Source organism: Acidovorax sp. GW101-11A03, from assembly GCF_059424825.1.
On the sequence record NZ_JBWKZU010000017.1, the window covers coordinates 12,273 to 37,470 of the forward strand.

General features: G+C 57.7%; 22 protein-coding genes and 1 pseudogene. 14 read left to right on the top strand and 9 right to left on the bottom strand.

What is annotated here, in order from left to right; translation table 11 throughout:
* Positions 1-517 precede the first annotated feature (517 nt).
* The 7 genes and pseudogenes from AC07Z7_RS09455 (at position 518) to tnpC (ending at position 9,761) form a co-directional block, all read left to right on the top strand.
* Positions 518-1,297: a site-specific integrase gene (locus tag AC07Z7_RS09455; RefSeq protein WP_156445284.1), complete on the top strand. Its 780-nt coding sequence runs from the start codon at positions 518-520 to the stop codon at positions 1,295-1,297.
* Entirely contained in the window at positions 1,294-3,381 is a 2,088-nt protein-coding gene (locus tag AC07Z7_RS09460) for a site-specific integrase (protein WP_156445283.1), read from the top strand. Before AC07Z7_RS09455 ends, AC07Z7_RS09460 begins: the two co-directional genes overlap by 4 nt.
* On the top strand, positions 3,374-5,674 hold the full coding sequence (locus tag AC07Z7_RS09465; protein ID WP_440105704.1) for a site-specific integrase: 2,301 nt from the start codon (positions 3,374-3,376) through the stop codon (positions 5,672-5,674). The genes AC07Z7_RS09460 and AC07Z7_RS09465 overlap by 8 nt, the downstream gene beginning before the upstream one ends.
* Positions 5,671-6,228 carry a hypothetical protein gene (locus tag AC07Z7_RS09470; RefSeq protein ID WP_066788631.1) on the top strand — a complete coding sequence of 186 codons (558 nt, stop codon included), beginning with the start codon at positions 5,671-5,673 and terminating at the stop codon, positions 6,226-6,228. The genes AC07Z7_RS09465 and AC07Z7_RS09470 overlap by 4 nt, the downstream gene beginning before the upstream one ends.
* 57 nt (positions 6,229-6,285) lie before the next feature.
* Positions 6,286-6,627: pseudogene (locus tag AC07Z7_RS09475) on the top strand (transposase); the annotation flags it as partial.
* Between the two features lie 70 nt (positions 6,628-6,697).
* Positions 6,698-8,236, top strand: coding sequence for an IS3 family transposase (locus tag AC07Z7_RS09480; protein ID WP_060987626.1), 1,539 nt, complete (start codon positions 6,698-6,700; stop codon positions 8,234-8,236).
* 31 nt (positions 8,237-8,267) lie between these two features.
* On the top strand, positions 8,268-9,761 hold the full coding sequence (gene tnpC, locus AC07Z7_RS09485; protein WP_304305439.1) for an IS66 family transposase: 1,494 nt from the start codon (positions 8,268-8,270) through the stop codon (positions 9,759-9,761).
* Positions 9,762-9,877: 116 nt separating this feature from the next.
* Here tnpC and AC07Z7_RS09490 read toward each other — a convergent pair whose 3' ends face one another.
* Genes AC07Z7_RS09490 through phnC form a run of 4 tightly spaced genes read right to left on the bottom strand, consistent with a single transcriptional unit; the run spans position 9,878 to position 13,378 of the window.
* Positions 9,878-10,861 (bottom strand): NAD(P)-dependent oxidoreductase, encoded by a 984-nt coding sequence (locus AC07Z7_RS09490; protein ID WP_060984578.1) that lies wholly within the window; start codon positions 10,859-10,861, stop codon positions 9,878-9,880.
* A gap of 8 nt (positions 10,862-10,869) precedes the next feature.
* Positions 10,870-11,670, bottom strand: coding sequence for a phosphonate ABC transporter, permease protein PhnE (gene phnE / locus AC07Z7_RS09495; RefSeq protein WP_003056093.1), 801 nt, complete (start codon positions 11,668-11,670; stop codon positions 10,870-10,872).
* Positions 11,667-12,545 carry a phosphate/phosphite/phosphonate ABC transporter substrate-binding protein gene (gene phnD / locus AC07Z7_RS09500; RefSeq protein ID WP_421563357.1) on the bottom strand — a complete coding sequence of 293 codons (879 nt, stop codon included), beginning with the start codon at positions 12,543-12,545 and terminating at the stop codon, positions 11,667-11,669. The genes phnE and phnD overlap by 4 nt, the downstream gene beginning before the upstream one ends.
* A complete protein-coding gene (gene phnC / locus AC07Z7_RS09505) occupies positions 12,539-13,378 on the bottom strand; it encodes a phosphonate ABC transporter ATP-binding protein (protein ID WP_060984576.1) in 840 nt (279 codons plus the stop codon). The genes phnD and phnC overlap by 7 nt, the downstream gene beginning before the upstream one ends.
* A gap of 171 nt (positions 13,379-13,549) precedes the next feature.
* On the opposite strand from phnC, the gene AC07Z7_RS09510 reads away from it, so the two are divergent.
* Positions 13,550-14,437 (top strand): LysR substrate-binding domain-containing protein, encoded by an 888-nt coding sequence (locus tag AC07Z7_RS09510; protein WP_027011074.1) that lies wholly within the window; start codon positions 13,550-13,552, stop codon positions 14,435-14,437.
* Positions 14,438-14,575: 138 nt separating this feature from the next.
* Here the strand turns inward: AC07Z7_RS09510 and AC07Z7_RS09515 are convergent, their stop codons facing one another.
* From AC07Z7_RS09515 to AC07Z7_RS09530, 4 genes are all read right to left on the bottom strand, one after another.
* The gene (locus tag AC07Z7_RS09515) at positions 14,576-14,851 is read right to left on the bottom strand and encodes a transposase (RefSeq protein ID WP_204298269.1); all 276 of its coding nucleotides are present in this window, start codon (positions 14,849-14,851) and stop codon (positions 14,576-14,578) included.
* 80 nt (positions 14,852-14,931) lie between these two features.
* The gene (gene tnpB, locus AC07Z7_RS09520) at positions 14,932-15,243 is read right to left on the bottom strand and encodes an IS66 family insertion sequence element accessory protein TnpB (RefSeq protein WP_108497518.1); all 312 of its coding nucleotides are present in this window, start codon (positions 15,241-15,243) and stop codon (positions 14,932-14,934) included.
* Positions 15,244-15,263: 20 nt separating this feature from the next.
* Entirely contained in the window at positions 15,264-15,671 is a 408-nt protein-coding gene (tnpA, locus tag AC07Z7_RS09525; protein ID WP_233250285.1) for an IS66-like element accessory protein TnpA, read from the bottom strand.
* Positions 15,672-16,053: 382 nt separating this feature from the next.
* On the bottom strand, positions 16,054-16,497 hold the full coding sequence (locus AC07Z7_RS09530) for a helix-turn-helix domain-containing protein (protein ID WP_304305421.1): 444 nt from the start codon (positions 16,495-16,497) through the stop codon (positions 16,054-16,056).
* A 180-nt stretch (positions 16,498-16,677) separates the two neighbouring features.
* On the opposite strand from AC07Z7_RS09530, the gene AC07Z7_RS09535 reads away from it, so the two are divergent.
* Positions 16,678-17,112 (top strand): hypothetical protein, encoded by a 435-nt coding sequence (locus tag AC07Z7_RS09535; protein WP_304305420.1) that lies wholly within the window; start codon positions 16,678-16,680, stop codon positions 17,110-17,112.
* Here the strand turns inward: AC07Z7_RS09535 and AC07Z7_RS09540 are convergent.
* Positions 17,109-17,411 (bottom strand): helix-turn-helix domain-containing protein, encoded by a 303-nt coding sequence (locus AC07Z7_RS09540; protein WP_304305419.1) that lies wholly within the window; start codon positions 17,409-17,411, stop codon positions 17,109-17,111. The genes AC07Z7_RS09535 and AC07Z7_RS09540 overlap by 4 nt on opposite strands.
* A 112-nt stretch (positions 17,412-17,523) precedes the next feature.
* Here AC07Z7_RS09540 and AC07Z7_RS09545 point away from each other — a divergent pair, with 112 nt between their 5' ends.
* From AC07Z7_RS09545 to AC07Z7_RS09565, 5 genes are all read left to right on the top strand, one after another.
* The gene (locus tag AC07Z7_RS09545) at positions 17,524-17,976 is read left to right on the top strand and encodes an HAD domain-containing protein (protein WP_304305418.1); all 453 of its coding nucleotides are present in this window, start codon (positions 17,524-17,526) and stop codon (positions 17,974-17,976) included.
* A 338-nt stretch (positions 17,977-18,314) separates the two neighbouring features.
* Positions 18,315-19,865: a class I SAM-dependent DNA methyltransferase gene (locus AC07Z7_RS09550; protein WP_304305417.1), complete on the top strand. Its 1,551-nt coding sequence runs from the start codon at positions 18,315-18,317 to the stop codon at positions 19,863-19,865.
* A complete protein-coding gene (locus tag AC07Z7_RS09555) occupies positions 19,855-21,249 on the top strand; it encodes a restriction endonuclease subunit S (RefSeq protein WP_304305416.1) in 1,395 nt (464 codons plus the stop codon). Before AC07Z7_RS09550 ends, AC07Z7_RS09555 begins: the two co-directional genes overlap by 11 nt.
* Positions 21,250-21,287: 38 nt before the next feature.
* Complete coding sequence (locus AC07Z7_RS09560; protein ID WP_304305415.1) at positions 21,288-22,004, top strand: hypothetical protein; 717 nt, start codon at positions 21,288-21,290, stop codon at positions 22,002-22,004.
* A gap of 39 nt (positions 22,005-22,043) precedes the next feature.
* Positions 22,044-25,151 (top strand): type I restriction endonuclease subunit R, encoded by a 3,108-nt coding sequence (locus AC07Z7_RS09565; RefSeq protein ID WP_421563353.1) that lies wholly within the window; start codon positions 22,044-22,046, stop codon positions 25,149-25,151.
* Positions 25,152-25,198 lie beyond the last annotated feature (47 nt).

Here is a 25,198-nt window from a genome sequence, read left to right on the forward strand (position 1 = left end):
GGAGAAAGCTGGGTTTGGTCGAGTCGCACGTCTCCCCTTCATCCTTGACTCTCGCCCTGGAATCCACAGGGACGGCTCTGAGTACCTTGTTGAACGGGGTCTGGGAACGTGGAACCCGTCGCGCCCAGGAGAAGTGGGAAATCGCCCATCTGAAAAAAGCATTCGGAACTACGCCAGTTGGCTTTGCAACTTCCTTGAGTGGTGCGAAACGCGGGGCGTTAACCCCATGAATGCCAACTATGTGGATCACATCAATGGTGACTACCAAACTGAGTTGGTTGCAGGCCTTTGGGGATCGACGGGACGACCATTGAGTCCCAAGACGGTAAATCGGTATGTCGACGTGGCTACGGACTTCGTTGAATGGATGGCTGCAAAAGGGAAGCGCCCGCCCGTTGTGGTTCCACTTGTCACCCGGTCATTGCGCTCACAGAGGGCAAGTGCAACAGGAGACCCTCGTTTGCGGACTCACCAAGTTCGGAAGGGTAGAGTTAGAGAGGCACCGAGTGAGCTTCGAATGCCAACCGATTTCGAGGTGGATAGTTGGCTGGAGTCGATTTACGTTGAAAAGGGACGTACTTTCGGGCTCATGTGCGAAACGGTACTGATGACTGCGGTTCGGCGACAGGAAGTTGCGTCCTGGCGTGTTGATACGCTTCCCGTCGATCCAGCAGACTGGCTAATCGTGAATCCGACGGCTGACATCAAACATCAAATGGTGGCGGTGAGCCTCCGTTATGGCACGAAAGGTCGCGACTACGGACATGACCATGGCGACAAGATTGGCCCGAAGCGAACGATCAAGATCCCACTTCATTTAGCTGAGAAGCTACATACTTATCGCACTCGCGTGCGCCCTCGACTGCTTCAAAAATGGGTCGCACAAGCTCGTGGTCTTAAAGCTCAGCGCGAAAGGCTGGACAACTCTGTCCATCTTTTCCTGAACCCGGAAGGTGTGCGGCAATCTGTCTCGGGCTTCTACAACGCGTGGAAATCTGGAAAACTTCCCTACAAAGAGTGGTCGCCACACCTAGGCAGGCATTGGTGGTCCTGTTCAACCCTAATGCAAGAAATTGGCGCCGGGCGAAAGCATCAAGAGTTGACGTGCGAGGGGCAAGGCACGCTGACAGCTATTTTGCTAACGGAGTTAATTCAACTGAAGATAGTTCCGCAGCTTGGTCACATCAGCAGTGACACGACCAGGCTGTATGTTCAGTGGGTCAGCGATCAACTCGGCGAAGCCCTGCCAGAACGCTATCAAGCCGCGATGCTTGACGAATCGGAGGATGAGTCGTGACCCTTCGCAAGGTTTCTAAGGATCATCAAACGCCACGACTTGCGGAACTTGCACTCGTTGATTCGCGGGGATACCTCCAACATACGGGAAGCCCACTAAAGTTCTGGACTCAACATGCTACCAAGCCCTTCCTTGTTGATCTTACCGACCTAGAGGTAGGCCAGGAAAGACCTAAGAAGCCTGGTCTAGAAGATCGGTGGCTAGGTAGCTACAGTGGGCGCCCGTCACTGATTCATGAATTGCTGCCTGCGATCCAAGAAAAACTAATGTGGGCAAGCGAGAAGACTTGCAGAGGATGCGTTGCAGATCTGAAGCTCTGGTGGCGCCTGTTTGACGAGATGGAGACAACGACCAATACCCCTGAGTTAGTCTTTGCACCCACGAAGAGCGTCACGGATCTCACGCATCTGCACCAACAATTGGCTGTGCAGCGATTCTCCCCTGGAACATTTTCTGCGTTCAGATCGATTGCGGATATGACGCGCCGTGCCAAAGGTATGAGTCCGCTTGCTTGGAACGGACCTGAATCGCTTAAACCATCGCGAGAGATACCAACGCCGGCGCAGTCGCGCGCCGTTTTCACTTGCATCAAGCGGGAGTGGTTTAAGGCAATCGATCGATGGAATCTAGTAGATGACATGCTCGCGGGAAATCGCGCGCCCGCAAGTGAAGGGCAAGCGAATTTACTGCTCAATGCAGAGTTTGCAGGCCCTTTATTTGCATCGGGAACTATCACCACGGAGGCAATCAAGAAACATTGGGAGCACAAAACGGGGAGATCCGGTCGAACATTGTGGCGGGATGGATTGGCAATCGAAACGATGTTTGCAGCTTTCTTTCCGACAGCCTTTGAAATCAAGATGGGTTTTCACCTCGCACTAATAGGTGGGGGCTGGAATGTCCAAACGCTTCTCGATCTACCGGTGGACGCCGACACATCCATTCCTGAGTGCATGCCCTTTCTTCGTAATCATCCGAGGGATGCAAGCCGTTACATCATTACAGGCTACAAAGCGAGAAGCGTATCCGACCAAATAATGCATGGTGACTGGAAAACAGACCGCTCTCCAGGGAAGGTTATTCGTACACTTGTCGAAAGGACTTGGCCTTTGCGGCAAGAGCTTGTTCGGAGTCTCCGTGTCGCGGAAATAACCCTCAGCGAGCTGATAGCTACGCATGCTGACGTCGCGTCCGTCACAGAAGCTCGTATCGTGGTTCTAGAGCTTCAGCGCAAATCAAGGAGTATTTGGCTTTATAGGGCAAAAGGTTCTATCGAAGCGCTCAATGCCGAGACCTACGATAAGTATGAACGGAACACTCCCATTCTGCGCATTATTGTTGAGCGCGTAAACGAGCACCGCACTCCCAATGAGGCGCCAATCCCCAGGGTGAACGCCAGTGACTTTCGAGATATCTTCGCTGAGTACGTGTATCGCATTTCAGGGGGGTCGGTCCTAGCGGTTCAAAAGGCGCTTGGCCATCGCTCGCCCTTCACGACCGCAAGATATCTTGACAACAAAATTGTCAATGCGGAAAGCGCTCGCACCTTTGTAGCCTACACCGACGAGATGTGGAACATGTGTTTCTCCTCCGGACAACTTGACCACACAGTTCTGCGACAAATCATCGAACGAGAGCAAATCACCCCCGAGCAACATTTGCGTCTTGCAGAGTACCGGAAACTGAAGAAGAGCAGGATAGGGGTCAGTTGCAAGGATCCAACCAGTCCGCCCGCACGCCTAGACCCCCAATTCAAGCCTAACGGACGAACACTGTGCACAGTGCAGCGATGCACTTTGTGCTTAGAAAATGCGGTGATAGCGCCAGAATCGCTGGACGGGCTCGCAATGCGACTGGCCGAACTGAGGGCCCTCCGCACGCAAACGCCGATTGAGCATTTCTACCGAGGTGAGGAGATCTCCTGGCAGACCGAGATGGAGAACACGGAAACAGCTTTACTGGGTTTCCATCCGAGTGCTGTTGAATCTGCGCTCAGCAAGTGGGTGCAGCGGATTGAAGAAGGTGAGCACCGCGTTCCTGAGTTCAACGGTGATTCGATAAAAAATAGTTCTTCGTATGGCTAAACGTGTTGTCCAGGAGGAAGCATTTAAGGCTTTCGAAGCGAAGTCAAGCCACGTGCTTGCGCAGCACGCTGCCGAAAGTATTCAGCACATGAGTCAAGCCGAACTACAACGCTTGAAGTCGCTGCTCGGACACGGCGAAGAGTGGACAACTTGGTCGACTCCGCGGGAATGGTTCCCCAGTGGCTCTAGGTCCTCATGGGAAGTTCGTATAAAAGAACGCTTGGTAGCGAACTTGCCTAGTGAGTTGAGGTCCTTGATGCACTCAACGCTGAACGATTGTGAATCTAAGTCACTTCTGGAAGACCTGTTAGACCGAGCGGTTCTAGCTTGCAATCGATACTTTGTGCTCTGCCGCATCGGTCCTGTCCATTTAGGCAATGGACGCAATAGTTTAGACCCATCTGTGATAGCGCAAAACGCACACCAGAGCATTCCATTTCTTGCTGCGGTTGGTATCAGCAAGGCGATGGCAGGTGTCGGCGAAGGCCGCAAACCGATGCCCGAAGAAGAGAAATTGCGTTTTCTACCCTTGATCTTTGCGTCTGTCTCCAAGGACGATGTGAACGCAATGCCGCTCTCAGCTTCAACAAAGCAGGTTGTGTTCGCAGAGATGAAACGGATGCATGCAGCTTCCACTCGTGGCCTATGGATGGATGCTCCACATAGCGGAGTAGACATAAAGAAATCGACACGAGTATCAGGCAAAGCAGAAGCTACTCAGCCAGAAATCCTACGAGCGCCGCATCTACCGTTACCAGACAACTACTTGTGCGAGATCGGGCAGAGATCGCATTGGATTATTGAGCATCTAGGCCCAAACATCCTACGCGTCCTATCGGATTTTCAGGACCTTTGGCAGGAGGCACATGATCTCAAGTTAGACGTTCGTACTTTGAGCGAACGATGTGCCGCAGCCCTTAAGGCGCAAGTCTGGATAGACGCTCACGGGCAGCCAATTGACCAACTGCCCTTTGAGCTCAACCTGAGCCAGAGAGGGGCACATAGCAAGAAGGTGCCTCCATCAAAGGTCACGCTGCCGCACGAGCAAGAACAATATTGCGTCAATGAAAAGAAGCGAACCGAGATATGGCCGCCTCGGGGCGCCGCCCAACTTTTCGGCTTAGCTAAGGTGCTGCAAGGGGCACACCTTTTTGTTGTGGGTTTATCTACTGGAACTCGTATTGGGGAACTGTTGACCATGGAACGCGGTGCTATCCACCATGCGCCCAATGGCACCGCATTCGCAAATGGCCGCACATTTAAGCTTGTGCGTCGCCATGACGGGCAATTACGCGATTGGCCGCTTCCAAAGTTTGCTGAGAGTGCGATTTTGCAGCAAGCCCAACTCATATCTTTGTTGGAGCGCTTGTCACCCTTGAGCCACATACGCCCATTTGTTGGCCCATCGGAAGTACCAGCAGGAACAAATCTCTGGTCATGCTGGGGAAAGCGAAATCAGCCGGCAACGGCCCAGATATTACAAGCACTTCTAAGAGACTACTCAGCTGCGCTGTGCCTGGACGCCAGACCAGGCGGGCAAGGCCTTCGGCCTCACAGGTTGAGAAAATCGCTGGCTCGACTTGTGGCACTCGCGATCGTCCAAGCGCCAAAAATCTTGCAGGATGTCTTTGGACATGAGCACATTGAGATGACTATTTATTACATCTTGACCGATGTAGCTCTTTCCGAGGAGATTGATGAGATAGTGCGTGAGCTCCGAGTCATCCGCTGTGCCGATGACTTGTCGAGCTTCCTGCTAAGCGACGATGCTGGAACGTCAGAGATTGAGCCGCCGCAAAGCGGCAGCTTGTCGAGAGATGGCTATGGTGGAAAGGCGGCTGCAACGATTCGCCGTGCAGTTGCTGAGCACGGCCAACAGCTACACCAGAGCGCAAAGGACTGGGGAGCTAAAGACATTAGGGACTTGGCGGAGGTGCTGACGCTGGGGGGGACAACATGGAATCTCGTCCGACCGGGAGTATTGTGTACAAAGGCATTGACGCAGTTTGGCCCTTGTAACAAAAAGCGCGGGCATGCAGATCCAGCCAACTGCCAAACCTCGTGCGATTACCGACTTGAGCAGGCCTGGTTGCGAAATGATGTTGATCGCTGCATTTCGCAGGCACTGGAGCACTGGGAGTTCGAGACCAAGAGTGGGAAGGAACTTATTGCCGAGTATTGGGCAGGCCAGGTTCGAATGCATCTGGGTCGTTTTGCGGATCTAGAGCAGAAGTGGCGGGAAGATCCTCGAGTCCAAATCGTATGCGGTTCGGAAAGACTATGCGAAGCATGAAAAAGAAAGCATCTTCGAAGTTTTCGGATGCAGCGAAAGACCAGATTCGAGCTAGCGCTGTTGCGCAAGGCGAGCGGCGTCGCGATGCGGTTGTGGTGAAGGTCACTGAGGCCATGCGAACTATCGAACAGGAAATCAAAGCGAACCAAGGCTTGTATCCTTCGAATGGTGGAGCATTGAATCTCAATGAGCTTGTGCGCCGGTCAGGTATTGGGCCAAAAACGCTCTTCGCAGCCAGCTACAAGGACACGTTTAAAAGTAGGGTCGTGGACCCTTGGCTACTGAACATAAAGGGGGTTGAGGCCGGTTCAAGGCGTGAGGCGAAGAGAGGGGCTGCTCAGCGAGTTTCGGAATGGCGAGAGTTGTACGGTGATTTACTGACGGCCTATCGCATCAGTGAGCTCGACTGGCAAGAGGCACGTCGTTTGCGCGCGGAGGCTGAAGAGAGAGTGCAGCAACTATTGGCCGAGAACGATGAGCTCCGACGGAAGATCAACCAGCTGAAAAAAGGGAATGTGGCTGAGTTTCCCCGGAGAGCCGTAAAGAACGAGTAATCGCGGGCCTGTCATAAACTTTGTGTGTGAGGCATAGCATGTCGACAAGGAGCATGAATGCCACGCAAGACGAAGACGAGCGCAGTAGCGCACAAGGCGGCGCAGCCGCAGTTCTCGGCCGCAGCGCTTGAACAATTGATTCCCGGACCGGTGACGCCGGCCGAGCTTGAGAACATCTTTCAGCAGTTCAAGAAGGCGGTGCTGGAGCGTGCGCTTGGCGCCGAGATGAGCCACCACTTGGGCTATGTGCCCGGCCAGGCCAAACCCGAAGGAACGCCGGCCAATCACCGCAATGGCAAGAGCGCCAAGACCGTTCTCACCGATGCCGGTGCACTGCACATAGACGTGCCCCGTGACCGCGAAGGCAGCTTCGAGCCGCAGATCGTCGGCAAGCACGAACTGTTGATTTCCACGCAAAGCTGACCCACCGGGGGTGCGGACGAAAACTTGGACTACTAGAAGGTAGTTCATGTATTCCTACGAAGACCGAATCCGAGCCGTTGAGCTCTACATCAAGCTCGGCAAACGCACCAGCCCGACCATCCGTCAGCTGGGTTACCCAACCAAGAATGCATTGAAGGGGTGGTACCGCGAGTATCAGCAGCGGCTCGACCTGCCGCTGGGATATGCCCGTCGGCAGCCGAAGTTCTCGCAGGGCCAGAAGGCAGCGGCCATCGAGCACTACCTCACACATGATCGATGCATCGCTGCCACCATGAGGGCGCTGGGCTATCCAGGGCGTGGAACGCTAACCAAGTGGGTCCGCGAGGCATTCCCTGAAGCCAGGATGGCCCTTGTCGGCAGTGTGGGCCAGCGAAGATATCCCGATAGCTTGAAGCACGCGGGAGTGATGGAGCTTTGCACCCGGCAGGAAAGTGCACAGGCTGTTGCCGACAGGCTCGGCGTGTGCCGGCCAACGTTGTACAACTGGAAGAACCAGCTTCTGGGGCGTGAGGCACCCGCATCAATGAAACACACCGATCGATCACCGCAGGCGCAAGAGCGTGAAGAGCTCGAGCGCCAAGTTGAGATACTGCGCCACGAAGTCAGGCAACTGCGCCTTGAGCAGGACCTCTTGAACAAGGCCAATGAACTGTTAAAAAAAGGCCTGGGCGTCGATCTGCAGCTCCTGTCCAACCGGGAGAAGACACTGCTGATTGACGCCCTCAGGGAGCACTATGGCCTGCCAGAGCTCCTTGCACAGTTGAGTCTTGCGCGTAGCTCGTACTTCTACCATCGGGCCCGCGCGGCAATCGGAGACAAGTACGTGAGGGTGCGCCAGTCCATCACCGAGATCTTCGAGTCCAATCACCGCTGCTATGGCTACCGCAGGCTGCAAGCCTCACTGGCCAGAGAGCAAGGCCCGATCTCCGAGAAGGTGATACAGCGGCTGATGAAGCAAGAGAGCCTGGTCGTTGCAAAACCCAAGAGGCGTCGGTATGCGTCTTACCTGGGCGAGATCAGCCCAGCACCAGAGAACATCATCAACCGTGACTTCCAGGCAGCAGCCCCCAACAAGAAATGGCTGACCGACATCACGGAGTTCCAGATCCCTGCAGGCAAGGTCTACCTGTCGCCGATCATCGATTGCTTCGACGGGATGGTGGTGAGCTGGACCATCGGCACGAGTCCGGATGCAGAGCTGGTCAACACCATGCTGGATGCAGCCATCGAGACCGTCACAGAGACAAGCGATCGACCAGTGGTCCACTCAGACCGCGGAGGTCACTACCGCTGGCCTGGCTGGCTATCCAGAATGAGCGAGGCCAAGCTCACCCGCTCGATGTCCCGCAAGGCCTGCTCGCCTGACAACGCAGCGTGCGAGGGCTTCTTCGGTCGGTTGAAGAATGAACTGTTCTATCCTCGGGACTGGAAGAGCGTCACAGTTGAGCAGTTCATTGAAGTGCTCGACGACTACATCCGTTGGTACAACGAGAAGCGGATCAAGATCTCCCTGGGGGCCCTCAGCCCGATCGAATACCGGGTGAGCCTTGGACTTGCGGCATAAAACCAGTCCAAGTTTTTATCCGCACCCCCTCCTGGGGATTAGTGGGTCACTTCTGCGTGGAAATCAACAGCTTGCCTTCAAGCAGACCCTCATCGACAAGCTCACGCACGAGAACGCGCTCTTGAAGCGCATGAAGTTCGCCGCCCAATCAGAGCGCTTCAGCCCTGAGCAGAAGAGCCTGCTCGACGACGAGATCGAAGCGGACCTGGCGGCCGTGGCCAGCGAGATCGACGCGCTGGCGCAGACGCAAGCACCGGCCACCCCCGAGAAGAGACAGGCCAAGCGGATGCCCTTGCCGGCGCACCTGCCACGCCGCGAGATCCGCCACGAACCCACGTCCACCACGTGCGCGTGTGGCTGCCAGATGAAACGCGTGGGCGAGGACGTGGCCGAGAAGCTGGACTATGTGCCCGGCGTCTTCAGTGTCGAGCGCCACATCCGCGGCAAGTGGGCCTGCGCCCGGTGCGAGACCATTCAACAAGCGCCGGTCGAGGCGCACGTCATCGACAAAGGTATCCCCACCACCGGCCTGCTGGCCCAGGTGCTGGTGGGCAAGTACGCCGATCACCTGCCGCTGTACCGGCAGGAGGCGATCTTCGGCCGCGCTGGCCTGGCCATCCCTCGCTCGACCCTGGCGCAGTGGGTGGGCACCTGCGGGGTGCGGCTGCAGCCGCTGGTCGATGCCCTGAAGACCGAGATCCTCAGCCACCGGGTGCTACACGCCGATGAGACGCCGGTGGCCATGCTCAAGCCCGGCGATGGCAAGACGCACCGCGCCTACCTCTGGGCCTATGCGCCGGGGGCCTTCGAGAGCATCAAGGCTGTGGTCTACGACTTCTGCGAATCCCGCTCGGGCGAACACGCCCGGCGCTTCCTGGGCCACGGCACCGACAAGGCCTGGAAGGGCTGCCTGACCTGCGACGACTTCAGCGGCTACAAGGCCTTGATCGCCAGCGGCGTGACCGAGGTGGGCTGTCTGGCCCATGCCCGGCGCAAGTTCTTCGACCTGCACGCGGCCAACCAGAGCCAGATCGCCGAGTTCGCCCTGCAGCAGTTCGCCCGGGTCTATGAGATCGAGCGGGACGTCAAAGAGCTGGACACCGAGCAACGGCAAGCCGTTCGGCAGCAGCAGACCCGGCCGATCCTGGACGCTCTTAAAGAGTGGATGACGCTGCAACGGCGCCAGGTGCCCGACGGATCAGCAACCGCCAAGGCGCTGGACTACAGCCTGCGGCGCTGGGATGCGCTGACCCGATTCGTGGATGACGGACAACTGCCGGTCGACAACAACTGGATCGAGAACCAGATCCGGCCCATTGCCATCGGTCGTAACAACTGGCTGTTTGCCGGCAGCCTGCGTGCGGGCCAGCGAGCGGCCGCCGTCATGAGCCTGATCCAGTCGGCCCGTATGAACGGGCACGACCCGTATGCCTACCTCAAGGACGTGCTCACGCGACTGCCCACGCACAAGGCCAGCCGCATCGTCGAGCTCCTGCCACACCGCTGGAAACCCGCCGACGCCTGATCACCGGCCTCGGTAGGCCTGGGTTTGCCGGACGCTTACGTTGCACCCAGCCATAGGACATAGGCTTTGAAGCCGCGCCCATTTCAGCTGGCGTGCAAACCGCCGAGCAACCATACCTATGCTGCCGCGCTGGCCTCGACAGCAACATCACTCAAACTCTCGCCCCTGAGTGAGCGGACTAGGTTCTCAGCAGCCCGCATTTCAATTTCGAACCGTACGCGTCTCACAGCCGAGCCGATGTGGGGAGTGAGTACTGTTCTGGCGTTGTTGGTCAATCCCGGATGAATTTCGCGAGGTCTGTCTGGAAGTAGCCAATCTTCCATCTCATAGACGTCAGCGGCGTACGCGCCAAGTTGCTCATTCGCCAAGGCATCGACAACCGCCCTTTCGTCGACCACAGACCCCCTACCCACGTTTACAAGGATCTGGCCCTTTTTCGATAGTTGAAGCATCCTGGAGTCAACCAGGTGGCGCGTATCGCTAACAAGAGGCACTGCCAGGAACACATAGTCCGATGTGCTGACAGCCTCATCGAGCGTGACCAGTTCGACCTGATCTAGACGCACACTTGGGTCTACACCAAGCAGCCGCGCGCAGCCAAAGCCCGCGAGTCGCGCCAATATGGCCTGCCCAACTTTTCCGAGACCGATCACGCTGGCCACCGACCCATGAAGCCCGGTTCCGTATAGAGCTGGCCTCCACCCAGAGTAGCCTGCTCTTGTAGCGGCGTCACCCTGAAGCACGTTCCTGCCAGCAGCAATAGCCAATCCGATGGCCAGCTCGGCTGTGGGCTCTGTGAGGAGGTCAGGAACAAAGGTGACGCTCACCCCGGCTTGTGCGCAAGCCCTCAGGTCGAAGTTGTCGTACCCCTTGAGTGCACAGGAGATGGTCTTGAGCCTGGGAGCGTTCAGCAGCGACTCTTTGGTCACACTGTCTGTCATGAAGGCCATCATGGCATCAGCATCCACGAGGTACTCCCTGAGCTGGCTGGGGCTCCAGGGTTCAGGCCCTGGATTCATGATGACCTCACCCTCAGCCTGGAGCTTCCTTAGAACCTCTTCATGAACTGGCTGCGTTACGACGATTTTCCGATGATTCATTTTTCGATTTACTTGAGACGCTTTCGCAGCATCGATCCAATGCTGTCAACCACGAGGACACAGGCAAGAATCGACAGAAGGATGGCTGAGACCTCGTCATACTTGACAAGGCGAAGTGCTGCCATCAGCTCGAAGCCGATGCCACCTGCACCGACAATGCCAAGTACTGCGGAGGCCCTGAAGTGGTACTCCCAGCGATAGATGGTTATGTCTGCCAACTGTGGAAGGACTTGGGGGATAACGGCATGCGAGATGACCTGAAAGCGGCTTGCGCCTACCGCAGCAGCTGCTTCAAGTGGCTTCGGATCCACGTGCTCAATGGCTTCCGCGTAAAACTTTGCGACCATTCCCGTGGAATGCAACGCCAGTGCGAGCACCCCAGGTAGAGCACCAAACCCTACGGCTGCCACGAACAGAATGCCAAGAATGATTTCTGGCACGGACCGGAATGCCGCCAGGATGACTCTGGCCACTCTTCCCACCAAAGGATTGGGGGTGGTGTTTGGAGCCGCCAGGAGCGCCAGCGGAAGTGAAAGCACGATAGTCAGTGCTGTGCCGGCAATCGACATCGCCAAGGTGTCCCTCAGCGGGATGACCCAGTGCTCCCAGCGGTCGAAGTTGGGAGGGACCATCTCAGATGAGAGCTGCTTGACAGCCGGGGCGCCTTCGATGAACCGCTGTGCATCGAAGAACCCCGTGACGTACAGGGCTACAAGGCAAACCAGAAGGACGAACGCTGTATTGCGCAGTCCAATGAACTGCTCCCGCTTGTCGCGACTGATGATGTTCTCGAATGCAGCCGAGGTCATTGCATACGGCCCAAATCAAGCTTCAGGATGGTTGCGGTATCCCTAAGGACGTCATATGCAGCGTCATCAGTGGCGGCAAACGCCTGGACACGAAACGCCTTGAGCACCTCAGCATCCTTCATGTCCAGAAAGGAAGAGCGGATGGCAGCTTTGAGCTCAGGCTTGAGGTCCCCCTGCATGACGATCGGATAGTTTGGAATGGGAGCAGAAAGGTCAAGCTGAACAATCTTCGTGGCATCAATGCTTCCTCGAGCGATGAGGTTGTCCAGAATCGGCTTGGACAGAGCCCCGGCTGGAATCTGACCCGACTGCACCGCACGTGCGACCGCGTCATGTGCCCCAAGGTGAACTGGCCGATAGTCCTTCTCACCATCAAGCTTGTACTTCTTGAGCAGGTGTGCACGTGGTGCAAGGTGGCTTGATGTGGACGCCTGGTCGCCAAATCCGAAGGGCTTGCGGCGCACGTCTTCAAGCGTTTTCACCGGCCCTCCGGCCGTTGCGATGAGGACCGACTGGTATGTGGGCGACCCACGTTCAACGCCCACCGCAAAGGGCTCAATCCCGGACGCCTTAGATTTGGCCAAAACGTACGAAAACGGTCCAAAGTACGCTACCTCAATCCGACCGAACCGCATTGCCTCGATCATCGAGGAGTAATCGGTAGTCACCACAATCTCAACATCCTTCTTGAGCTGCTGTTCAAGATAGCGCTTAAGAGGCTGCGCGTTCTGGATGATGCTGGCAGCGTTCTCATCTGGAAGAAGGGCGACACGAAGCTTTGATGGATCCTTTCCCTGCGCATGAGCCCACAGAGGAAGGAGTGCAGCAAAAGAAGCTGCGCTGACAACAAGAGAGAAGTTACGGCGATTCAGCATGGCAAGAGCTCCTTGGTTTGACTGGATTGAAGAGTTCGGGGGCTATCAGTGGACGCACTCGTGTTGGAAGCGTTGGACTGCTTTGCATAGAGGTTCCGCGCAACATCGGGACTCAGCTGCTCTGCCCTACCCTCGAATACAACAGCTCCCTGGCGGAGCCCAATGATTCGGTCTGCAAACGAGCGCGCGAGCTCCACCTGGTGAAGACTCACGATTGCGGTGAGGTGGTCCTTTTTGCAGATCTCATGCAACAAGGTGAGCACGCTATGTGCGGTTGCCGGGTCCAGGCTGGCAACAGGCTCATCGGCCAGCAGGATTCGTGGCTTCTGTATTAGCGCCCTAGCTATGCCTACGCGCTGCTGCTGCCCCCCAGACAAGGCATCAGCCCGGGAGAGCGCCTTTTCGAGCAGCCCGACACGCTCAATCACTGTGAGCGCCTCCAGCTTGTCCTTCTTGCTCCACGGCCATAGCGAAGCGAATGCACCCCTGTCACCGAGCTTTCCCATCAGAACATTCCTGAGGACCGACTGACGTCCAATCAGATGATGCTGCTGGAAAACCATCCCACAGCGCTTGCGGTGCTCTCTCAGCGTCTTTGCGTTGACTACCCCACCTGCCAGGCCAGGTATCGATACCTCGCCTTTTGTGGGCAGCACCAGTCCATTGATGCTTCGTAACAAGGTGGACTTCCCTGCGCCCGAGGCGCCCAGAAGCACCAAAAACTCTCCCTGCTTCACATCCAGACTCGTCGGGTGCAAGGCCACGGTCGAGTCACCGTAGCGGACGGAAACTCCCTTGAGACTCAGAACGTCTCGGTCCTTCTCCAACTTCATGTTGTTACCTTTGCAAGTTTCTGCCTGCGAGCAGCGCGAGAGCGCTTATGACGCACATTTGCCGCAGAAAGAAGTTCGATACGGCTAGGCATGCGTGCAGTTTGTTCGTGGAACGTGTCATCAATATGAAACTTGCACCCCGAAAAATAGGGGTATCTATAGATAACACCTATGTCTGGACTCACGCTACTTGCGGCTTTGAAAGCCTTTGATGCGACGGCAAGGGCCGGAAGCATGACTGCTGCTGCGAAGCTGCTTGATCTACAGCAGCCCACCATCTCAGCGCATATTCAGCGCCTGGAGAATGAGTACGGCGTGGAGCTTTTTCTTCGTCAAGGCCGCCGGCTTGAGCTGACTACCTTTGGCAGGACTCTGCTGGACTACACGCGGCGGGCATTCAGCGGCGAGGAAGATGCGCACGCCCTTTTGGCAGCAGCCAAAAACCGATTCGTCGGGCGTCTTGTGATTCACGCGATCGGCCCGTACAACGTAGTCCCTGTTCTGAAGGCCTTCGGGAGCCGCCATCCCCAGGTCGAGGTCTCTGTCCGTGTAGGCGACTCCCGCTCAATCACGGAAAAGCTCCTCGACTACCAGGGTGATGTCGGCGTGGTCCTCAATCACGCCGAGCACCCCGAACTCCATTGCATGCCATACAGGTCACAGCGCCTGGTGGTCTTTGCGAACCGAGAGCACGCCCTAGCCCGGTGCGGTGAGATAGTGCTCAAGGACCTTCAGAGCCAGCGCTTCGTCATACGTGAGGAAGGTTCAACGACAAGAAGAGTCTTCGAGAGCGAGCTAATTGCCCGCAATATCAACATCCAGGTTGCGCTGGAGATGGGAAGCCGGGAGGCTGTCCGCGAGGCAGTCGCACAAGGAATAGGACTAGGCGTCGTTGCCGAGACAGCCTATGTTCCAGATCCGCGTCTTGTGAAGCTGAAGATTCTGGATACAGCAATGGCCACCCACGTCGACTTCATCTGTCGTCGCGAACGACAGAACGCTCCGCTGATAGCAACGATTTTCGACTTGGCAAAAGAGGTGAGAAGAGGCCTGGCCTAAAGATTCACGAACTTGGCGACAGGGCCCGAGTGGATCATTCATGCCAAGCCTATCGTTAGGGAAGGTCTGCACAACGCTCGTTGCGACGAGTGCAGATGCGCGAGTTTTCAGATGGCGGCAACTGCGGCGTGATTCGGGTCATTCGAGGGCCGATTCGCACCCCGTTGTCGACCCTTTCGGCCGCTGCGGACGCACTCCCTGCAGGTCTTCTTCGAGCGCGTCTTCCAGCAGACTGCGCTGATCGGCGTTCAATGCCTCAGTCTTGGCGGCGAACTTCAGCCGCTTGAGGATGGCCATCTCGTAGCTGAGCTTGTCCAGCAGCGTCTGCTTGTGTTTGAGCTCGCTCATGAGGTGCTGCAGCATCTGGCGCATTTGCGCCTCGTCCATGCTCTGCAGATCCACCGGTTCGTTCATGGCCGTCATCATCCCCGATGGGTGGGCAGCCGCCTACTGGCATATCCACGAATTGAACGCCATAGCACGGGCGACCAACATCACAGCACCGTGATCACAGCGTCTTCTCCCAGGCGCTGCCAGGACAAGCCGGTGACCAGTGCCTGCAGTTGCTCGGCGCTCAGCGTCAGTTGGGGACCCAGGCGCTCATCGCCCCAGACAAACTTGCCTTGGTTCAGGCGCCTTGCGGCCAGCCAGACGCCAAAACCATCGTGCACCAGTACCTTCAGGCGGTTGGCCCGTGCGTTGGCAAAGAGATAAGCGTGGTGCGGGCGGGCCGCGCCAAAGACTTGCACCACTCTGGCCAGGGCCGTCTCGGGGCCGGTGCGCATGTCCAGCGGTTGCGTGGACATCCAGACCGCATCGACCCGGATCACCGCAACACCTCGCGCAAGAGCGCCCCGCACTGGCCCATTGGGCACTGCAGACTGACCACCAGTTCGCCGCGTTGCAGGCGCACCTGGACTGGCGCAGATGGCGGCGGTAAAGGCGGGGATGGCGCAAACGCAGCCAGCGCTTGCTCATCATGGGTGCTGGCGGCCATTGCCGTGAGCGGCAGCGAGATGAAGCCGGGCTCAGCATCCGTACCGACGCCCGGTTGCGCGCGCACAGGGCCCGCCTCCCGAATCCATCGGTGCACCATGTTCGCGTGCAGTCCGTGCGACAAGGCCACACCACCGACACTGGCTCCGGGCTGCGCGCACGCTGCCACCAACTGTGCCTTGAACGCTTTGCTGTATTCACGCCGGCGCGGCCGGCCTTCGCTTGAAAACTGTTCCATCGTCTCCACGATCCTCCAATCGTGGACACGATGCCCGCTTCTCACGGCGCTTTCAATATGGGGTCACCGGACGGATACGATGTACGCGCGCGGCATGACGGTGCGCGAGATTCAGGGCTTCCTCGCTGCGTAATCCAGTTCTTTCGACCAGGTAGTCCAGTACCGCCCACAGTATGACCACTGGTCCTGACCACTGGTCGCGTCTCTCTCTGAGTGAATTTTCAGTAACTTATTGTGGATAACTATTCGCGGCCCAGCGATTGTGAATAACTTGCCTCCAGCATTGAAAACCTATGCTGCTCAGACAGCCCACTCCGTCCTGCGGGCCGACAAGGGAGCTTGAGAAATGTTTGCGCTGAAAAACTTCAGCCTGGACAGAAGCCTACAGCCAGAACCCACGCTTATTCACATTAGCAAACAGCGCTGAGAGTGCTCCGAGATCCTTCGTGTCAAGCAGCATTTCAGTAGTGCCATTGAGAGAGGTCGGCAACTGGGTGCCGTGGATTTCTCTCGACTGCTTGAGAACCTGGTCGAGCAAACTGCTTCGGGGAAGGAGTATGTAACGCACCTCGCAGTCCAAGCCATCGGCGAGCTTGGCCAGCGTTTTCAAAGAGATACTTTGATTTGCTTCTGCCTGCTCCAGCTTGCGCACGCCTTGGGCCGTCATTCCGGTCCGTGTACCAAGGGCCGTTGAACTCATGCCTAGGGCGAGGCGGATGGTCTTCACCCAGCCGCACCTCGGTGTGACATCGCGATGCAGCTTCGCGAATTCGCAAAACTGCCGATCAAGTTCTGCCAAGCGGGTGAAATCCAGACGGCTTTTCAATTTTCACGGATTCCTGGAAAGCAACTGATTGGTTGCCAAAGTTGTGCTGCGGGGCAACCGGATGCATTCCATTCGCCAGTGGCAACGCTACGAGCGAAATAACGCCTTGGAGCTCGGTTATCTTCGCGCTCCCCGGTTCCGAATGGGACCAAATAGTCTCACATTTCTTGAACAACCGACATGCTGCGTGTGGAAAAAACTACTCTTGGAACATTTGGAGAGCCTGAACTGGCAGGCCTCATCAACTCGCGAGGGTGGAAATCAGTCTTGCCTGATGCTTTAGATGATCAGCATCTGCTACTCGTCTCAGAGCAACTGAGGGATTTGCTTGCAGGCAAGGGCTGGGACGATAACCAGGGGCCTGGCAGCGCTGCCCTACCGATCACTTTGTTGCTGCTGTCGGAGGCGGGTGCCGAGCGGCTGAGTAAGGGCTTTGCTGTCGCGATGAGTACATTGCATGAGGCGATGACTCTTCTAAGCATCACTATTGATAGAGAGATCGTGAGCCGGATTTTGCATCGTAAGGATGGCCCCACTGGCGCTGAACTGATGGAAAGCCTGCGTGTCCTTACTCACAACGACGTCGAACACGGCCGGTCACCTCGCCCGGCCTAACCCAAGGTCAAAGCTTGGAGGTCGGCCTTCACGGTCTCAATGATTTCGTCGAACGATGCCAGCTCCAAACCTTGGCAATACGCTGTCGCGATCAGCGTCATAGGATGGATCTGCAAACTCTCAGCCAATCCCTCTATGGTTCGGATGCTCGGCACTTGGTGGCCTTGTTCAACGCGGCTGATGTGCCGTCGGCTCGTCGCAAAAAGCATGTCTTCCTGAGTCACGCCCCGTGCAGCGCGCAACACTTGAAGCGCGCGACCAAAGTCAGCTTTGGGTCGGAGTTGTTTTCGGGAAGACATACTCCCGATTTCCGCCCAATGAGACCAATAAGACCACGACCAACTAGTCTCATTGCAAATCCCGTCGTAAGAAAATTCTCCGCGTCAGGAGTCTTCCCTTGGATGTCGCCCAATGCCTATCGTGTTTCTGGATTTCGACGGTGTTCTACATCCGGAGCATTGCCATGAGTTAAAACACTTTAGCTGCTTACCCGTGTTTGAGAGCGTTCTCAGCCAGGTTCCCGACTGCAAGCTGGTGATCGCGAGTACTTGGAGGCTGCAAATTCCAGTAGAGCGTCTTCGAGAAAAACTGGGGCCCAATGTGGCTGCCAAGCTCGTGGGAGTTACCCCCCAATACTGCTATCTTCGCGACGTTCCGCCTACGCTAGTTGGTTACGAGCGGGAAGCCGAATGCCATGCGTGGCGACGCGCCAATCAGGTTCTCAATGAGCCGTGGCTTGCGATTGATGACCGTTCCTGGCTTTACAGGCCGTTTTGCAAATCGCTTTTCCTGACCAACAGCCGCACAGGTTTATGCACTACAAGCGCGGAACGGCTTGTCGCACGGCTTCTGAAGCTTCTTTGAAAACGTGCACCCTCAGAAACTGACTGAGCTGCGGTACGGTCTAGACGAAGCAAGCCCCCGGTGCGACCTCTGCGAAAGCATGCCCCTGGGGGCGACGTTGTTGATCATATGCAGGTCGAATATGAATGACTGCGAAGGAAACGAGTGAAGCGCTGTCGCCAGGGAGCGTTGGCCAGGTAGGTTGCCATTCAAGTTGAAGCCTGCGCCCTCAAGACAGTTGACCGAGCGCAGGGACCTGTATACATCTGTGATCGTGACGGTAAGATGGGACGAGTGATTTCTATGCGTCCAACCCGCTCTTTTGAGCCGGGTTGTGCGGCCAAATTCTCTCAGCCTCCATGCTCGACGACATCAAAAAAACCCTTTGGGCCACCGCCGACAAGCTGCGCGCCAACATGGACGCCGCCGAATACAAGCACCTGGTGCTCGGCCTCATCTTCGTCAAATACATCTCCGACACCTTCGCCGCCCGCCGTGCCGAGCTGACGGCCCGCCTCACCAACCCCGACGACGAATACTTCTACGGCGACGCCGACCCCGCCGACATTGAAGCCGAGCTGGAAGACCGCGACTACTACAAGGAGGCCAACGTCTTCTGGGTGCCCGAAGGCGCGCGGTGGGAAGCCCTGCGCAATGCCGCCAAGCAGCCCGACATTGGCAAGCGCATAGACGACGCCCTCACGCTGATCGAGGCCGAGAACCCCAAGCTCAAAGGCATCCTCGACAAACGCTACGCCCGTGCGCAATTGCCCGACGGCAAGCTGGGCGAGCTGGTCGATTTGGTCTCCACCATCGGCTTCGGCGAAGACGCAGCCATTGCCCGCGACGTGCTGGGCCAGGTGTACGAATACTTTCTGGGCATGTTCGCCAGTGCCGAGGGCAAGCGCGGCGGGCAGTTCTACACGCCCGCCAGCATCGTCAAAACCCTGGTCGCCATCCTGGCCCCGCACGAAGGCAAGGTCTACGACCCGTGCTGCGGCTCGGGCGGCATGTTTGTGCAGAGTGAGAAATTCATCGAAGCCCACGGCGGCAAGCTGGGTGACGTGAGCATCTACGGCCAAGAGGCCAACCCCACCACCTGGCGCCTGGCCGCCATGAACCTGGCCATTCGCGGCATCGACTACAACCTGGGCCGCGAGCCAGCCGACACCTTCACCCGCAACCAGCACCCCGACTTGCGGGCCGATTACATCCTGGCCAACCCGCCCTTCAATATCAGTGACTGGTGGCACGGCAGCCTGGAAGGCGACCCGCGCTGGGAGTTTGGCGACCCACCCCACGGCAACGCCAACTACGCCTGGTTGCAGCACATGCTGCACCACTTGAAGCCCACGGGCCGTGCAGGCATTGTGCTGGCCAACGGTAGCATGAGTTCCAGCCAGAACAACGAAGGCGTGATCCGCGCCGCCATGGTCGATGCTGACGTGGTCGAAGTCATGGTAGCCCTGCCCGGCCAGCTGTTCTTCAACACCCAAATCCCCGCCTGCCTGTGGTTCCTGGCCAAGAAAAAGGCGCGCAAGGGCGAGGTGCTGTTCATCGACGCCCGCAAGCAGGGTCGCATGATCAGCCGCGTGCAAGCCGAGCTGACAGACGACACCATTGCCCATATCGAAGCCGTGGTGGCCGCCTGGCGCGGCGAGCCGGGCGCAGGCAGCTATGAAGACGTGAAAGGCTTTTGCCGCAGCGTGCCCCTGGCCGAAATCGCCCAGCACGGCCATGTGCTCACCCCCGGTCGCTACGTGGGTGCAGAAGACGTGGAAGACGACGACGAAGCCTTTGCCGACAAGATGCAAAAGCTCACCGAAAAGCTGGGCGAGCAAATGGCCAAGGGCGCAGAGCTGGATGCGGTGATTCGGGCGAAGCTGGGGGGGCTGGGGTATGAGTTCTGAGTGGGCCTCTCTAACGATTGGTGACTTGGTGCGGGAAGGAGAGGCTACCGTTCAAACAGGCCCATTCGGCTCACAACTGCATAGTCACGACTACGTGGCCTCTGGGACCCCAGTGATCCCGACTGAAGCCATTGGAAGAGGACGGATTCTTGATATCGACGTGCCTCGCGTAGACGCAGCGAAGGCGTCCGAGCTTTCCCGACATCGGCTTCGTGTTGGCGATATCTTGTTTGCACGACGCGGAGCGCAAGCTACAGGCCTATCTGCAATTGTCGATGAAAGATTTGAGGGTGCACTCTGTGGAACAGGCGCTTTACTACTCCGCCTCCAAAGTCCCCGAATTGACCCGCAATATCTAGCGATGTTCTTGTCTAGTGAGACTGCTTATTCATGGCTGAGGACGCACGCGGTGGGGGCTGTGATGCCCAATCTGAACACAGCCATCATTCAAGCACTCCCCGTCTCATTGCCTGGAATTCATGAGCAGCAACGCATTGCAGGGTTTATAGGTGCGCTCGACGACCGCATCACTCTCCTGCGAGAAACCAACGCCACCCTCGAAGCCATCGCCCATGCCCTGTTCAAATCCTGGTTCGTTGATTTCGACCCCGTGCGCGCCAAGATGGAAGACCGCACGCCCGAAGGCATGGACGAGGCCACCGCAGCGCTGTTTCCCGATGGGTTTGAAACGTCGGAGTTGGGGGAGGTGCCGAGGGGGTGGCGAGAGTCGACCCTTGGCGAACTGATCGAGTTGACCAAAGGATGCTCTTACAAGGGTGACGGTCTGTCAGAGGCTGAGGGCGCATACATGTTCAACCTCGGGTGCTTCAACGCCCATCGAGTGTTTGCCTCAGAAAAAGTCAAGCGATACACGGGTGAGTACAAGCCGCGCCACTCTGTGCAAGCGGGCGACCTAATCATCGCGAATACCGACATGACGCAAGCCCGCGACATTCTTGGCCGTCCCGCATTTGTGCCTATAGGATTCGACCCAGGCTTCATCTCCCACCACGTCTACAAAGTCACCGTGCGTCCTGAGTGGCAAGAAAAAGCGCGAGCTATCCGCAGTCTTTTGTTCTTCGCTTTACAGGAAAGTGCTTTTCGGGAGCGTGCGATTGGATTTGCAACTGGTACTACCGTATTGGCGTTGCCTGCGACGGCAGTTCTTGGCAGTCCAGCACTTATTCCAACCGCCGATCTGCTCGACGTGTTCGATGGTGCTGTGCAACCCATCTTCGAGGCTATTTCAATCAATGAGCAGAGAGTCACCACACTGGCCGAAACGAGAGACACCCTGCTCCCCCGCCTGATCTCCGGCCAACTGCGCCTGCCCAAAGCCCAGGCCGCTACCGAGGCCGCGTTGGGCGCTGCGCTGCAGGCATGACGGACCTTTTCGCGGGCACTGGGTCACCATCGTGGGATATGTCGCGCACCCGCGAACTGGTGTGCGCACGGTGGGGTGAGAACGAGTTAGAGGCTTTGCGCCCCGTGCTCCGTGCAGTCACCACCCGGCTTATCCATGCGCGCATTCATTTTCAGGACTATCAGCGATTGGTGAATGAACACCTGCGCCAGCCTTTGGAGTCAGGCACGCCCTGGTGGGTGCTGATGTGGGTGGATGAAGTGAAGGGAATGGGCGCCAGCAACTACTTTTTTGTAGCTGCTGAGGGCTATGTGTATGCCAGCGTGCAGGCGCAGCATGCGATTGCAGACAACTTGGCGCATGTCCTGTACTACAGCCTGGGGTGGAACGTGGACCAACGAATCCCCCTGGGCAGGGTGTCGCTGGGCACGGTATGCGCCCAATTGGCGCGAGAGACGACAACGGCGCCAGAGCTTGCCCCAATCCAGCAGGCCTTGGAGGCGTTGAGCACAGCCCCCGCATACCAAGCGCTCGCGGATGTGACGAACCACATCAAGCACCATGGCGGCCTGCCCGTCAGGGTGGGATGGGGCGACTCTGAACAAACGCCGTTTGAGGTGCTGTTGAGCGCTTTCTCGCGCAAGCAACAAACACAACCGCCACGGGAGATTGCCGCATTTATGGAGGAAACCTACGAAACCATGAGCCGTGTGGTGGTGACTACGGGATTGGCCTTGAATGAATGGCTACGCCACTCTACACACGCTAGTGCATGAGGCGAGTGCGAACAAAAGAATCATCGAGGGAATTGCACAATGACCGAAGACCAACTCGAACAAGAAACCCTGGCCTGGCTGCAAGACGTGGGCTACACCCACCGCTACGGCCCCGACATCGCCTTCGATGGTTCTTCGCCCGAGCGTGCCGACTACCGCGAGGTTGTCTTGCCTTTCCGGCTGCGCGAAGCCATCAACCGCCTGAACCCTGGCATTCCGGTTGCAGCTCGTGAAGATGCTATCAAGCAAGTCACTGACTTGGGCATCCCATCCCTGCTGTCGGCCAACCGTGCGTTTCACAAGCTGTTGGTCGGTGGTGTCCCCGTCCAGTATCAAAAGGATGGCGAGACACGCGGCGACTTCGTTCGCCTGATCGACTGGGCACACCCCGAGAAGAACGAATGGTGGGCCGTCAACCAGTTCACCATCAAAGGTCCCCACAAAACCCGCCGCCCCGACATCATCCTGTTCCTCAACGGCTTGCCGCTGGTGCTGCTGGAAATCAAGAACCCCGCCGACGAGAACGCCAACATCTGGAAGGCCTTCGACCAGATCGAGACGTACAAAGAGCAGATACCGGACGTGTTCCAGTACAACGAGGTGCTGGTGATCTCGGACGGCACCGACGCGCTGATGGGTTCGCTGTCTGCCAACGCCGAGCGCTTTATGGCTTGGCGCACGATTGATGGAGTAAACCTCGACCCACTGGGGCAGTTTCAAGAACTGCAAACCCTGGTGCGTGGTGTGCTGACCCCACAGTACCTGCTGGACTACATCCGTTACTTTGTCCTGTTCGAGGACGACGGTCAGCTCGTCAAGAAGATTGCAGGCTACCACCAGTTCCACGCCGTGCGCGCCGCCATCGAAGAAGTGGTGACCGCATCCCGACCTGGTGCCTCCCGCAAGGGCGGTGTGGTGTGGCACACCCAAGGCAGCGGCAAGAGCATCACCATGACCTGCTTTGCCGCCCGTGTGATGCAAGAAGCCGCGATGGAGAACCCCACCATCGTGGTTATCACCGACCGCAACGACTTGGATGGGCAACTGTTTGGGGTGTTCAGCCTGGCCCAAGACTTGTTGCGGGAGCAGCCCACCCAGGCACTGACCCGTCCAGACCTGCGCGCCAAGTTGGGCAACCGCCCCTCGGGCGGCATCATCTTCGCCACGATCCAGAAGTTCATGCCGGGTGAGGATGAAGACACCTTCCCGGTGCTGTCCGAGCGCAGCAACATCGTTGTGATCGCGGACGAGGCCCACCGCACCCAATACGGCTTCAAGGCCACCCTCAAAGGTAAGCCCGGCGAGGAGAAATACCAGGCGGGCTACGCCCAGCATCTGCGTGATGCCTTGCCGAATGCCACCTTCGTGGGCTTCACTGGCACCCCGGTCAGCAGCACCGACCATGACACCCGTGCTGTGTTTGGCGAGTACATCCACGTCTACGACATGCAGCAGGCCAAGGAAGATGGCGCCACGGTGGCCATCTACTACGAGTCTCGCCTGGCCAAGCTGCGGCTGAAAGACGAAGACCTGCCCAGCATTGACGACGAAGTGGATGAGCTGGCCGAGGACGAAGAAGAAAGCCAGCAGGCCAAGCTCAAAAGCCGCTGGGCCGCCCTGGAAAAGATTGTCGGTGCCGAACCCCGTGTCGCCAGCGTGGCCGCTGACCTGGTCGCGCACTTTGAAGAGCGAAGCACCGCCCAATCGGGCAAAGCCATGGTCGTGGCCATGAGCCGTGACATCTGCGTGCACCTGTACAACGAGATCATCAAGCTGCGCCCTGACTGGCACGACCCAGACCCCGAGAAAGGCGCCATCAAGATCGTGATGACCGGATCGGCCAGCGACAAAGCCCTGCTGCGCCCCCACATCTACGACGGCAAGGTCAAAAAACGCCTGGAAAAGCGCTTCAAAGACCCCCCCGACCCGCTGCGCCTGGTGATCGTGCGCGACATGTGGCTCACCGGCTTCGATGCCCCCTGCGTTCACACCCTGTACGTGGACAAGCCCATGAAGGGCCATAACCTCATGCAGGCGATTGCCCGCGTGAACCGGGTCTTCAAGGGCAAGCAAGGCGGCCTGGTGGTGGACTACATCGGCATTGGCAACGAACTCAAAGCCGCCATGAAGGAGTACACCGCCAGCAAAGGCCGGGGCACTCCCACCGTAGATGCCCGCGAGGCGTATAGCGTCCTCATGGAAAAGCTCGATGTCCTGCAATCCATGCTGCATGGCTGCGATTACAGCGACTTCCTCACCGGGGGCCACCAAACCCTGGCAAGGGCCGCCAACCACATCCTGGGCCTGCGGGAAGAAGGCGGCAAGGACGGCAAACGCCGCTTTGCAGACACTACCCTGGCACTGACCCAAGCCTTCTCGCTGTGCTGCACGCTGGACGAAGCCAAGGCAGTGCGGGAAGAAGTCGCCTTCATGCAGGCCGTCAAAGTCATCTTGACCAAACGGGACATTACCGCCAAGAAGCGCACCGACGAACAGCGCGACGAAGCCATCCGGCAAATCATCAGCAACGCTGTGGTGTCTGACCAAGTAGTGGACATCTTTGACGCTGTGGGCCTGGACAAACCCAACATCGGTCTGCTGGACGATGAATTCCTGGCGCAGGTGAAGAACCTACCCGAGAAGAACCTGGCGGTGGAACTGCTCGAACGTCTGCTCGAAGGCGAAATCAAGAGCCGCTTCGGCACCAACGTGGTGCAGGAAAAGAAGTTCTCCGACCTGCTGGGCAACGTGATCAAGCGCTACCAGAACCGCTCGATTGAAACCGCCCAGGTTATGGAAGAACTGGTCGAGATGGCCAAGAAGTTCCGCGAGGCCGCCAGCAGGGGCGAGCAACTGGGCCTGACCGAAGACGAAGTGCGCTTTTACGACGCCCTGGCCACCAACGAATCAGCCGTTCGAGAACTCACCGACGAAACCCTCAAGAAGATCGCCCATGAACTGACCGAGAACCTGCGCCAGAACTTGTCCGTGGACTGGTCCGAGCGCGAGAGCGTGCGGGCCAAGCTGCGACTGATGGTCAAGCGGGTCTTGCGCAAGTACAAGTACCCGCCAGACTTGCAGGAAGAGGCGGTGGACTTGGTGCTGCGGCAAGCCCAGGTGTTTGGAGACAACTGGGGCAGCACCTAGCCGGACTCCGGGGCGAACCGACGCGCCAATATTGATGAGCACTTCGC